The 11,718-nt window shown below is 33.2% G+C and carries 12 protein-coding genes; 4 read left to right on the forward strand and 8 right to left on the reverse strand.

Annotated elements, in window-relative coordinates; all coding sequences use genetic code 11:
• Window positions 1-28 precede the first annotated feature (28 nt).
• On the reverse strand, window positions 29-661 hold the full coding sequence (locus NQ163_RS14415; RefSeq protein ID WP_268191020.1) for a peroxiredoxin: 633 nt from the start codon (window positions 659-661) through the stop codon (window positions 29-31).
• A gap of 304 nt (window positions 662-965) precedes the next feature.
• Here NQ163_RS14415 and NQ163_RS14420 point away from each other — a divergent pair, with 304 nt between their 5' ends.
• The 3 genes from NQ163_RS14420 to NQ163_RS14430 are packed head-to-tail and all read left to right on the forward strand — an operon-like array spanning window position 966 to window position 3,548.
• Entirely contained in the window at window positions 966-1,790 is an 825-nt protein-coding gene (locus NQ163_RS14420) for an alpha/beta hydrolase (protein WP_268191021.1), read from the forward strand.
• Window positions 1,791-1,833: 43 nt separating this feature from the next.
• Window positions 1,834-2,916 (forward strand): toxin-antitoxin system YwqK family antitoxin, encoded by a 1,083-nt coding sequence (locus NQ163_RS14425; protein ID WP_268191022.1) that lies wholly within the window; start codon window positions 1,834-1,836, stop codon window positions 2,914-2,916.
• Between the two features lie 5 nt (window positions 2,917-2,921).
• Window positions 2,922-3,548 carry an MOSC domain-containing protein gene (locus NQ163_RS14430; RefSeq protein WP_268191023.1) on the forward strand — a complete coding sequence of 209 codons (627 nt, stop codon included), beginning with the start codon at window positions 2,922-2,924 and terminating at the stop codon, window positions 3,546-3,548.
• 52 nt (window positions 3,549-3,600) lie between these two features.
• Here NQ163_RS14430 and NQ163_RS14435 read toward each other — a convergent pair whose 3' ends face one another.
• Both NQ163_RS14435 and NQ163_RS14440 read right to left on the reverse strand, forming a co-directional pair.
• Window positions 3,601-4,362 carry a hypothetical protein gene (locus NQ163_RS14435; protein WP_268191024.1) on the reverse strand — a complete coding sequence of 254 codons (762 nt, stop codon included), beginning with the start codon at window positions 4,360-4,362 and terminating at the stop codon, window positions 3,601-3,603.
• Window positions 4,363-4,499: 137 nt separating this feature from the next.
• A complete protein-coding gene (locus NQ163_RS14440) occupies window positions 4,500-6,155 on the reverse strand; it encodes a M28 family metallopeptidase (RefSeq protein WP_268191026.1) in 1,656 nt (551 codons plus the stop codon).
• A 36-nt stretch (window positions 6,156-6,191) separates the two neighbouring features.
• Here NQ163_RS14440 and NQ163_RS14445 point away from each other — a divergent pair, with 36 nt between their 5' ends.
• The gene (locus tag NQ163_RS14445; RefSeq protein WP_268191028.1) at window positions 6,192-6,911 is read left to right on the forward strand and encodes a protein-L-isoaspartate(D-aspartate) O-methyltransferase; all 720 of its coding nucleotides are present in this window, start codon (window positions 6,192-6,194) and stop codon (window positions 6,909-6,911) included.
• An 11-nt stretch (window positions 6,912-6,922) separates the two neighbouring features.
• On the opposite strand, the gene NQ163_RS14450 is transcribed toward NQ163_RS14445, so the two are convergent.
• The 5 genes from NQ163_RS14450 to NQ163_RS14470 all read right to left on the reverse strand — a co-directional run bounded on the left by NQ163_RS14450 (window position 6,923) and on the right by NQ163_RS14470 (window position 11,534).
• Window positions 6,923-7,429 (reverse strand): hypothetical protein, encoded by a 507-nt coding sequence (locus NQ163_RS14450; RefSeq protein WP_268191029.1) that lies wholly within the window; start codon window positions 7,427-7,429, stop codon window positions 6,923-6,925.
• A gap of 19 nt (window positions 7,430-7,448) precedes the next feature.
• Window positions 7,449-7,841, reverse strand: a complete 393-nt coding sequence (locus tag NQ163_RS14455) for a DUF302 domain-containing protein (protein ID WP_268191030.1) — start codon at window positions 7,839-7,841, stop codon at window positions 7,449-7,451.
• 26 nt (window positions 7,842-7,867) lie between these two features.
• Window positions 7,868-8,362 carry a hypothetical protein gene (locus NQ163_RS14460; protein ID WP_268191031.1) on the reverse strand — a complete coding sequence of 165 codons (495 nt, stop codon included), beginning with the start codon at window positions 8,360-8,362 and terminating at the stop codon, window positions 7,868-7,870.
• A 129-nt stretch (window positions 8,363-8,491) separates the two neighbouring features.
• Complete coding sequence (locus NQ163_RS14465) at window positions 8,492-11,143, reverse strand: M56 family metallopeptidase (protein ID WP_268191032.1); 2,652 nt, start codon at window positions 11,141-11,143, stop codon at window positions 8,492-8,494.
• Window positions 11,136-11,534: a BlaI/MecI/CopY family transcriptional regulator gene (locus tag NQ163_RS14470; RefSeq protein ID WP_120239633.1), complete on the reverse strand. Its 399-nt coding sequence runs from the start codon at window positions 11,532-11,534 to the stop codon at window positions 11,136-11,138. The genes NQ163_RS14465 and NQ163_RS14470 overlap by 8 nt, the downstream gene beginning before the upstream one ends.
• Between the last annotated feature and the right edge of the window lie 184 nt (window positions 11,535-11,718).

Consider the following 11,718-nt stretch of genomic DNA (forward strand, 5'->3'; position numbering starts at 1 on the left):
GGTATAGAGATTAATTTGTTTCTTATTCTTAGTTCTTGCTCAAGTATTCTGCAACACCTTCAGCAGTAGCTTGCATAGCTTCTTCACCTTTGCTCCAGTTAGCTGGACATACTTCACCATTTTCTTCGAAGTGGTGTAGTGCATCCACCATACGGATTGCTTCATCAACGTTACGTCCCAATGGAAGGTCGTTAATTACAGAGTGACGAACAACACCTTGCTTGTCGATAAGGAATAATCCACGGTAAGCAACAGGAGCACCAGTCGAAACTGCATTTCCTTCAGCATCGTAATCATACTCAGAAGCCAATACACCAAAGTTTTCTGAAATTGTTTTAGACAAGTCAGCAACAAGTGGGTAGGTAACACCTTCGATACCACCTTTGTTTCTTGGAGTATTTAACCAAGCAAAGTGAGAGAATTCTGAATCAACAGAACAACCTACTACTGCTACATTTCTTTTTTCAAATTCGGCCAATTTGTCCTGGAAAGCGATCAACTCAGTTGGACAAACAAAAGTAAAATCAAGAGGGTAGAAGAAGAATACTACTTCTTGTTTTCCCACGAACTGCTCTAAAGAAAATCCTTCAACAATTTGATTTCCGTTTACTACAGCGCTAGCCTGAAATGATGGAGCTTTTTTTCCGATTAAAGTTTGCATCTTAGATTTATTTTAAAGTTTATTTTTCTTTGTTTTTGTAACTGACACAAATGTAGAATTGATTTGAATAACGCACAAATTATATTAATCAGTAATTTTTATGCCTATATAGAGAGAATTAATATTGGAGAACTGAAATCATTTAAATACGCAGTGTTTCAGGCAAAACCAAAATTAGGTGAGTTCATGTGCTTCGAAAAATTTTTTATTGAGTGATAATTTTTAGTTTTGTAGAAGTTACAACATTATTCTGATAATTACTTGCACTTAAAGTACATTTTAAAAGAAAGATAATATATTGAATATGAATGCCTCTAAATACTGTTTCGAAAGCTATAATGAAATAAAAGATACATTAACTAAGGATGGAAAAATTAGTTTTTTTGCTTTCAATAGCAGTTCACGTTGCTGGGTACCATACTTTGTTTATTTGCCACCCAATTTTTCTAAAGATAAGAACTATCCATTGGTACTTTTTATGCATGGACAAGGTGGTGATGAGACCACTTTTAATAAATACGTAAAAGAAGAGCAGCTTAACAAATGGATATTGGATGGTGAAATTGAACCACTTGTAGTTGCTGGAATTCGGGGTGATAATGATAGAGAGAATGTGCAATGGTTTACCCCAGAGAATGAAAGTCTAATTGCAGGAGATCGTCTGGGAGAGTTTATTCAATATTGTCAGGACAACTTTAATGCCGGTGTTGAAAGGAATGATATTTCAATAGAAGGGCATTCACGTGGAGCAGCAGGAGCCATTCATTATTACCTGAAGTATCCGGGAAAGTTTGCTTCCATTGTGGGCATGGGATATGTAAGTGATTATACATTACCATCAAATAAAAAGTTAGCAGCACAAAATCTGGAAGCATTAAAAGAGTTACAAATTCCATTGCGATTGGAGATTGGCACAGAAGATAGTTTTGTGCTGACCAAGAATCGCAGATGCATCTACGATTTACATGATCATTTGAATGAATTGGAATTGAATCATGAATTTGAAGTCCTGCATGGAGTAGAGCATAGGTTCGATTATTTTTGGCATTATTATACCGAAGAGGGATTGATTAATGGTTTGCGACATTTAAAATTTCATGAAAATGCCAGAAAACTTTTAAAAAAGTAACTTTAGGAATGAATATTGCTGCATCCATTCAAAACACATTACTATGAAACCGTACCTACTTTTGTTCTTTAATTTGATCTTTTTTTCCTCATTAAGTCATGGACAAAAAACAGTTTATTTCGACAAAGACTGGCTTTCAATAGAAAAATCTGAAGCCAAATACTATAGTGTTATTTACCCCATTGCAGGAGGCAAATACCAGGTTAAAGACTATACCATTTCGGGTACTTTGCTATCTGAAACAGATTACATGCCTAAAGCCGATTTTATTGAGTGGAAAAGATTGTATGAAGAAGGTTTTCAGGATTCAGCAATAGAGGATGGCAAGTGTATTGAGTATTTTCCCAATGGAAATAAAAAGAAGCAGTTTTCCTACACAAAAGGAGTTCAGGAAGGAAATATTCGTTTATGGAGGCAAGATGGTAAATTACTACGTGATTTTATCGCACAAAATAACCTGGCCAATGGTTTGTATCTTGAGTATTATCCGAATGGTAAGGCTAGTTTATCGGTAAACTTTAAAAATGATACTTTAAATGGACCAGCAGCCTATTATTATTCAAATGGCGCATTATCACAAAAAGGTAGTTTTAAAAATGGTAAAAAACTTGGGAAGTGGACTTACTGGGCAGAGAATGGAGATGTAATTGGAATAGAAACCTATCGGAATAGTTTTTTTATTGAAGGGCCGGATATCAATATTGGTTTTCCAAAAGGAAATTGGTGTCTGGAAGATCAATATAAAGAAGGTAAGCTGATGAACTTTGTTTTTTCCAGGACAGGAGATGGTGAAACACTAAAAAGTGGAGTAGTCCCATCGTGCATTTTGACTTTGCAATATATTGGTAAAGAGAATTCTCTACTAGATTTCTCATCCTTTAAGAGAAGAAGGTTAAGCGTTGATATTCACAAGGTAATTGCAAAAGAGCAAGAGTTATTCTCATTAGAGAATTCAATGGGGTATTTGGGTTCTTATATTGATGATAATAAGAAGAAAAATACAGTTGTAGTTTTTCATACAATTCAAAACGGAATTGGTGTTGAAATGATTCTTGATATCAGACAAGAGGACTATGAGAGTCTAAAAAAAGAGGTAGTATATATTTTAAGATCCATTAAAAAATAGTTGCTATGAAAGTAGTGTCGACTAATAAAGGAACATCGGTAGAAATCAATTATCATGGAAAGGTAGTGAATACCGGCATGTATAAATTTCCGGTTGATGAAGGAATTTATTTAGGCAAAGAGGATGTTAAAGATGATTCTGTAATTGACAGAAGGTATCATGGAGGAGTGGACAAGGCATGCTATTGGTATTCTGCAAAGCATTATGAATTTTGGAAAAACAGATTTCCTGATTTGGAATGGGATTATGGAATGTTTGGTGAAAATTTAAGCATTTCGGAATTGGATGAAGGGGAGGTTAAAATTGGTGATGTTTATGAGATTGGTGAATGTTTGGTTCAAGTTACACAGCCCAGACAACCATGTTTTAAGCTGAATTATCGATTTTCTTGTGATACTATGGTAAAAGAGTTTATTACAGCAGGATTTCCTGGCGTATACATTCGCGTTTTACGTGAAGGAACCATAAATAAAGGTGATGAACTGATACTGAAAGAACGAAACGAACAAAGTTTATCAATCCGTGAAGTATATCGATTGCTTTATCAAGCAGATAAAGATCCTTTGCTACTTCAATTGGCAATTGAAGATATGGCATTAGCTGCCAGTTGCAGGAGAGATTTAAGCAAATAAAAAAAGGACAGTTAACCGTCCTTTTTTTTTTATTATTGGGAATATAATATCTCTAGCTGGCTAGTATAATTTTTCTAACCAAAGCTTCAGCATCAACAGTACTAATATCCATATTGAAACCGATTTTAAAGATCAAACCATTGTACCAGGCGTAATATTGGTAAGAGCCTGTAGATTCTTTATAAATTCTTTTTTCTACTTCTACATATTTGTAATAGTCAAACATTCGTGGCCACATGTTATCATCCGACTTAGGCAAATAGTATAAAGTATCTGTATCGGTTAATTTTAAGTTCTGGTATCTTCTTTTTTCCAGATCTTCTTTCAAAGTTTCCAATTCCTTTTCACTCATTTCATCAAATGGATTATTTGGATATTGAGTTACTGAAATTGTAAAGAAATCTTTGAAATTTGTCGCATAACTTTCATCATTCTCCAAATATGAGATTTGAATTTGAAATACGAGTTGATTTTTGTCATTCCAAGAGGTAACAATATTTGCTTTTTGAGTATTAACGTCAAAAGGCAATTCTGATGTAGAAATAAGATTGATTTTATTTCTCATTTCTGCAGGAATTCTATTTAAAGCCTGACCAATACTTACAGGAATATAATAGTCAACACTTTCCCTTTCTTTCAATATGTTAAAATCGTAATTGTAAGTGTGATCGTAGCCTTCAACTTCGCTTAAACCAATTAACAATTCTTCATTCGGATCGATAAAACCAGTGTGCTTGTCATTTTCCGAACAAGATATCATTCCCATGAATAATATCGCAATACTAAGGTATTGGCATGATTTTTTGATATTCATAATTGTATGCTTATAGAATTCATAATGAACAATACAAACTTACGTAAAAAATGAATTTATGTTTTCTTTTTGTTTAAGTTTTAATAATCTTCCTAAAAAATTACGATTACGAACTTTGTGTGAATGCTTCTAATTTACTATTGATTAGCCAATTCTATGGCAGTAAGAAAAATTAAGCTACTTACTTTTTTTATGGCGTCATAATCTATTTTATCCGGAGTATCGGTGGTTTTGTGATAGTCATTGTGTAATCCGTTAAAATAAAAGATTGCAGGGATGTTTCTTTTTACAAATGACGCTTGATCTGATGCAGAATATAGAAAACTATCAGCAGTATCGTAGGAATAATCCAATTCTAGTTTTGGATATTGATTGTTGATACTATCCGTAATTGTTTTAAGCTTTGGGTTCAGATCGTTTGTACCCAGTAGATACACAAAATTATGGTCATCATGACGATTGTCCTTTCTGCCAAGCATATCAATATTTAAATTCGCTTTAATGTTGTCATGTGGAAACGTTTTATTTTCGACAAAATATTTTGATCCCAGCAGGCCTTTTTCTTCCCCCGAAAAAGTGGCAAATAATATGCTTCTTTTCAGTTTTAATCCTGAATTTACTGCCATTTTTAATGTTCTGGCAATTTCAATTAATGAAGCTGTACCTGAAGCATTATCGTTAGCTCCATAAAATATTTTTTTTCCGTTTGCACCTATATGGTCATAGTGAGCGCTAATAACAATGTATTCATCTTTTTTCTCGGAGCCAGGAATACAGGCAATTACATTTTCGGTTGATTGCGAGTTGTAAGTATTGGAGAACTCAAGATCAATCGTCAGTTTATTTTTATATTTAATCTCTAATGGGTTTCCAGCAATACATTTTTTAAGATTTTTTAGTTTTACATTAAGGATATTCGCTACAACTTTTTCGCTTATTGGACCTTGATAAGTTGTTCTCAACCTTTCAAAACCATGATACAATTTACCTTGTGATATTGAATCGAAAGGATTCTTTTTCTCAAAAATACTTGGGTCTAGTAATTGATTTCTACTAAACATCTTCTTTTGTCGTTGTATAATGTTTTGTATTTGGTGTGGATTATTTGGATTACAATAAAATACAATCTTGGCTTTCGTTTCCTTCATTATATCAATAGCCTTGGCTGGTCCGGCATAAAGGTTTGAGGTTAGAAAAAGAACCGCTTTATCGGAATAATCCTTATTCTTAAAAATGCTATCTTGAGCTAATCCAATAAATACCAATTCAATCTTGTTGCGTTTTAAATTAGAATAACCTGTTATTGAAAAATCTTCGTAGGCTTTATATTCATTTTCATTAATTGAGAGTTTAATTATTGGAATATCCTTTTTATAAACAGAGAAATCTTGAAAATAACTTATGCTATCTGTTTTAAACTGATAGCTAATTAATCCAGCTTCCTTAAATTGTTTGTAAATATACGCAGCAGCTAATTTTTGTCCTGGTTTAGCAGTTTCCCTTCCTTCCATTTTCTCAGAAGCTAGTTCATAAACATCATTTTTAATATTTTCTGCCGATATATTTTGAGAAAAATCTACAAGATTGAATTGTTGCGCAATTAGTTTTAATGAAACAAGAAAACAGATAGATAGGATTGTAAACTTCTTCATATTATGGTGTTTTAGTAAAGAGATAAAGGTCAATTGTGAATTTAATAAAATAAATCTCCTTTTTGGTATATCAGCAATAAAAAGATGTATAGCTAGATATTTCGCAGAGCACTTATAAAGTCGTAAATTTATAGTATACAATCAATACGGTTTGTTTCAATATCAAAAAGGTATAACATGAACTTTGGTTTAATATATGGTATAGGATTACTGATTATTGGTATTGTTGTTCCTGTGAGACAAAATGTTCAGGATATGGATTTTAAAGAGAAAAGGTTTAAAATGGTGGCTGAGCAGATAAAATCCAGGGGAATAAATGACTCGGATGTTATTAAAGCCATGCAAATAGTAGAACGACATTTGTTTGTACCTAACTATTTGAAGAAGTATGCTTATCAGGATCGTCCACTTCCAATTGGGCATGGACAAACCATTTCACAACCCTATATTGTTGGCTTAATGTCTCAACTTCTAGAGGTGGAAGAAGGAGAGAAGCTATTGGAAATAGGAACAGGATCAGGTTATCAGGCTGCAGTTCTTGGAGAGTTGGGAGGAGAGGTTTATAGCATAGAAATTGTGGAGCCATTGCAGAAAAGAGCAGCTTTTGTTCTGGATTCTTTAAACTATAAAAATGTTAATACCCGATACGGAGATGGATATATAGGCTGGCCGGAAAAAGCACCTTTCGATGGCATTATTGTAACCTGTTCGCCAACAAAAATACCCCAAGCTTTAATTGATCAGTTGGCTGAAGGAGGTAAACTTGTAATTCCTGTTGGTTTAAAGTATGTAAAGAAATTGGTTCTTTTGGAAAAAAAGAAAGGCAAAGTGGTACAACACAATGTTATACCCGTAAGGTTTGTGCCAATGGTTGACATAGATGGAAATCTGTATTGAACGAACTTTACTTAAGGATTTGATTTTTTATAGATCCCTTGAAATTGAATATTCCAACTTTTTCCATTATCGGTAGTTGATTCCCAAACTTGTTTTACATTGCCATTGGTTAGATGTGTCCATGTTATTCTGTGTATAGAGTTTGGTTCACCCATATTAGAGTCCAAATCACTTGAAAGAATCATTTTGCCATCAGAAAATGTTCCTTCAAGAAGCAGGTTGTTACCATTCTTATCGATCCATATCTGATGCCATTTGGCTGTTTTTGGATTGTAGAAACTGTAGCTGGTACCAGTGAAGTTTTCCTTCTCAGAAACCCAATTCTCCTGAATTACATTTTTGTTTTGCAGGAAGACAATTGTATTCTTACCCACTAAATTTTCTTCGGTATAAACATCCCACTCTCCAACCCAAAAGTCAAACTGTCGAGTTGGATCAATAGTTTTCTTTTCTTCTTGCGCCAATATAGAGTTGGGAATGCACACTACTGCAATAATTAGGATCAGAAATGATTTCATAGTTAAGGGGCTTTGTTGATTAATCATCAAGATAGGTAAGGCAACGCTCAAGTTTCATTTTTAGCTCGATAGCAAAAGGTTGCAACTCTTCTTTTTCAATTACATTAAAAGCTGCCGTAGGATCCATAATTGAAATGTCAACATGACCATTATCTTGTTCTATTACAGTAATATTACATGGCATCATTATTCCAATTTGATCTTCAACCTGTAATGCTTCATAAGCAAATGTTGGATTACAGGCTCCCAGTATTCGATATTTTTTGAAGTCAACATTAATTTTCTCTTTTAAGGTTGATTTTACATCAATATCGGTAAGAATACCAAAACCTTCCGTTTGCACAGCTTTGATAACCCGTTCAATGGCTTCATCGAATCCAAAGTTTGTACTTCGTTTAATATAGTAGCTCATATTATAAATTTTAGGTTTGTAATTGTTTAAATATCATGCTTAAATCGATTGGTTTGAAGTCCCTTTCTTGGAGACAAATCACAAACTTTAAATAAAGTCCATATCAATAAGGGGAATGATAGTATTCTAACATATCCAAGAATGGGTTCATATTCCGGTCCCAATGGTCCGGGAATGTAATCCGTCATCATAAAAATGCTTAATGGTATAAATAACGCGAGAAGAATCATTAGTAATATGGCAGCTTCCTTGTATACTCGTCTGATTAATAGCCCAACTCCACAAATGATTTGGATAAATCCTGAAATGCTTGTAGCCGTGTAGGTCGATTTAAAAATGGTTGAGAATAGGTGACTAAAAAAAGTTGGAAACATAATATGTAATGCACCTACTATGATTGCAGCAATACCAAAAGCAAAACGAAAGTGCTCGTTTCTGGAAAAAGCCTTTAGATAATTGCTGAATATTGAAACTATTCTAATAAGGATATAGGATGATAATATCACCAGAATTAGAAGCATGATTGCAAATTTTTATATTCCCATCATTAAGTTACGAATTTGTTGTTCTGCTTGCAAATCAGAGTGTATTATAAAAAAGGAAGGATCACTTTAAAGTGATCCTTCCTTATACTATTGCTACGATAGTTCTTACTTTTTTAAATGAATTTCAACAACACCATTTTTGGCTTTTCTTCCATATTTTTCCAATGCTGTTTTATCTTTTAAAACGGTTATGCTTTCAAAATCATCTGGCGATAGTTTATTTACTGCTTTAGCATTTGTTCTTTTTCCATCAACTATGAATAATGGTGCATCTTTTTCAGAAAAGTTTTCTAAACGAAACTGGTTTGTCAACTCTTCAGCTTCATCTTTACTTGTAATAACAATAACACCATTTTCAGCAGCTTTTCCATATAGATCAGTGGCAGATGCGTCTTTTAATATTGTTATGCTTTTAAAACTGTTAGGATCCAGCTTTTTAAATTTCTCATATTCCATTGATTTACCATCCAAAATGATGAGAGGATTATTATGGTTTGAAACTCCTTTCATTTGAACCCAATGTGCAGTTTTTCTTTTATTTTCGATAGTACTAATAATTATGACTCCATTTGATGCCTTTTCACCATATAATTCGGTAGCACTCTTGTCTTTTAGTACCTTGATAGAATTAATGGTATTTGGATCTAAGGAACTAAATGTGTTTTTGTCAATTATTTTTCCATTAAGAATAATTAATAAACTATCGGATTCAGGAAAATTCTTAATTCGAATGGAATGATTCTTCTTATTTTTCTCTCCTTCAATTTGCTCTTTAAGTTCTTTTCTATACTCAGGAGTACTTAGCTTTTCCAAATGCTTTTGAATGCTTTCCTTGCTTCTTTCAAGTTTCTCTTGAAGTTCCTTCTGGTATTTTGGAGAATTGAACTTTTCAATTTGTTTTTTTATGGATTCTCTTTGTTTTTGAAGTTGTTTTTCAAATTCTCCTGATTCCATTTTTTTTAGATGCTCTTGAAGAGATTTTTGTGATCTTTCGATATTTTGCTTCAATTGCTCTTGAAATTCTTTGGAATTAACTCTTTCAATTGTTTCCTGAATTCTTTTTTTGATTTCAGCTTTTTCTTTTTCACTAAGCTTTTTGTCAGACTCAATTTCTTTCAACTCTTTCCTTAGTTCTTCTTTCTGAAGTTCTTTTTCCAGTTCAAGTTGCTTGTTTAAATTCTTGCTTGTCAACTCTTCAAGCTCTTGTCTTAATTCGGCCTGTTGCTCTTGCATTTCTTTTTTAATCTGCTCAATATCCAAATCTTTCAGAGCATTTTCCATCTCCAGGCGCATTTCATCAAAGTTCATTTCTACTTTGATTTCTTCTAATTCCTTAGCTGCTTTTTCTAATTCAATTTTTTGCTCCTTAATTATTTCATTTACCTTTTTCTGCAAGTATTTTTTAGATTTTAAAGAATCTTGAGGAAAGTCAAAATCAACATCAAAATCCATTGGTGCTACCATTTCATGATCCACTTCAGCAACAGGTTCTACCTCCACTTCAGGAGCAACTTCCACAACATCTTCCAGTTCTACTTCAGGAGCCACTTCAACTACATCTTCAATTTCTGATTCTACTTCAACAATTTCTTTTAATTTAAGTTTCTCATTCGCTTTTTTACTCTTTTTAGATTTCTTTTTCTGCTTATCAGGCGCAAGCAGCATGGCATCAGATCCATTTTGTTGATTTTGATCTAAAACATTAATCTTCGAAAAGAACTGTTTGCCGGTTAATGCATTGCCAGAAATGGCAAAATTCGAAATCAAGATCAATCCGCTAAGAAGAAAAACAAATAAACTACTAAAAACGATTTTGTTTGTTTTTTTAGCCGATGCTTTTGGTCTTACAATTCGTTGTACTCGATTAAAAAGATTATCCTTTTTACCAGATAAACCCAATACCAATTCGAATCTCTTTTTTCTAATTGCTTCCATATTATTTAATGCTTTAATTAGGGTTAAGGATTCACCACAAACCTTTACCGCAAGGTCATCACAAATGTGTTCTCTTTCGGTATTAACCACAGAAGATAGCCACCAAACAACAGGATGATAGAAAAATAACAACTCTATTATGCCTTGAATAAATTGAAATAAATAATCGTGACGCTTGATGTGCGCCAATTCGTGTGCTATAATAATTTCCAATTGATTTTCCGGTATTCCGCTTAGCATGCTTACCGGTAATAAAACCACAGGTTTAAAATATCCTACCAGGGATGGAGTTTGAACATATCCAGACTCTAATATTGTAATTTTTTGTTTTAAGTTGATCTTTTGAATGAGCTTATCAGCAATGTTTTGCGTTTGTTTCGATACAGGATAGGTGAGGTGTTTTCGCAATTTAATGGATTGCAGATAATTGAATGTCATGTGACAAGAAAGAATACAAACGCCAATAATCCAGATGTTTACTATTATTGGAAAATATCTGTCGATCTGTAAATTTTCAAAGCTAAACTGATTTAGAGTTTCAGGACTATTGAGAAAGTACAATAGTAGTTCAGGGCTTAAACTTAAAGCGGAACCATTACCATTACTTCTTAATGGGAGATAATGAAAAAATGTAATGGCAAAACTCACAAATATAAATGCCAAAGCCAAGCTTGCCACACCATATCTTAGTTTAGCATTGTCTTTTGATATAAATCGAAACAGAAGCCATGTGATAAGGCCAAAAATTACGATTTGCCATACCGAATGCAGTAAAGCCCAGCCCACTGCATCAACCAATTCGTATATACTAAAACTATTCATGGGGTTCAGACTTTTGTGACGATTCAATATCATCAATTAAATTGCGAATTTTATTCAGTTCCTCGGCGCTACATTTTTTATTGCCAAGGGCTTGCAACACCATTCCCGATGTTGATCCGTTGAATAGGGTAGATATGAATTTATCTATGAGAAGATTTTTGGTTTCTTTTTCTTCCACAATAGCCTCATAAATATGAGTCCGAGAGTTTTTTTCTCTTCGAAGCATATTTTTTTCCGTCATGATTTGCATCACCTTTAAAGTTGTTGTGTATCCAACATCTCTACCGGTTTTTAATTTTTCGTTTACAAAACGTACTGTCGACGGACCATAAGTCCATAATACTTGCAAAATTTCTAGTTCTGCTTCGGTTGGCTTAATCTTCTTTGGCATTTTGTGGTGAATTCCGTTATACGATTAATTTCGTAGATAAAAATATACGAAAGATTTCGTAATACAAAATATTAGTACGATGATTTTCGTAGAAAGCCCTGTTTTTTCGTTTTTTTAACATTTGGATAATTTCTATAGATTCTTTATTTAAAACTTTTTACCCTTTACTTCCATCTTTTTTTTT

This window comes from Marinifilum sp. D737 (assembly GCF_026672275.1).
Taxonomy (GTDB): domain Bacteria; phylum Bacteroidota; class Bacteroidia; order Bacteroidales; family Marinifilaceae; genus Marinifilum.

Coding starts and splice junctions, on each gene's coding strand:
- NQ163_RS14425 (WP_268191022.1), top strand. CDS start 1,834: ATGAAACCGTACCTACTTTTGTTCTTTAATTTGATCTTTTTTTCCTCA.
- NQ163_RS14460 (WP_268191031.1), bottom strand. CDS start 8,362: ATGCTTCTAATTCTGGTGATATTATCATCCTATATCCTTATTAGAATA.
- NQ163_RS14455 (WP_268191030.1), bottom strand. CDS start 7,841: ATGAGCTACTATATTAAACGAAGTACAAACTTTGGATTCGATGAAGCC.
- NQ163_RS14420 (WP_268191021.1), top strand. CDS start 966: ATGAATGCCTCTAAATACTGTTTCGAAAGCTATAATGAAATAAAAGAT.
- NQ163_RS14450 (WP_268191029.1), bottom strand. CDS start 7,429: ATGAAATCATTTCTGATCCTAATTATTGCAGTAGTGTGCATTCCCAAC.
- NQ163_RS14445 (WP_268191028.1), top strand. CDS start 6,192: ATGAACTTTGGTTTAATATATGGTATAGGATTACTGATTATTGGTATT.
- NQ163_RS14470 (WP_120239633.1), bottom strand. CDS start 11,534: ATGCCAAAGAAGATTAAGCCAACCGAAGCAGAACTAGAAATTTTGCAA.
- NQ163_RS14415 (WP_268191020.1), bottom strand. CDS start 661: ATGCAAACTTTAATCGGAAAAAAAGCTCCATCATTTCAGGCTAGCGCT.
- NQ163_RS14435 (WP_268191024.1), bottom strand. CDS start 4,362: ATGAATATCAAAAAATCATGCCAATACCTTAGTATTGCGATATTATTC.
- NQ163_RS14465 (WP_268191032.1), bottom strand. CDS start 11,143: ATGAATAGTTTTAGTATATACGAATTGGTTGATGCAGTGGGCTGGGCT.
- NQ163_RS14430 (WP_268191023.1), top strand. CDS start 2,922: ATGAAAGTAGTGTCGACTAATAAAGGAACATCGGTAGAAATCAATTAT.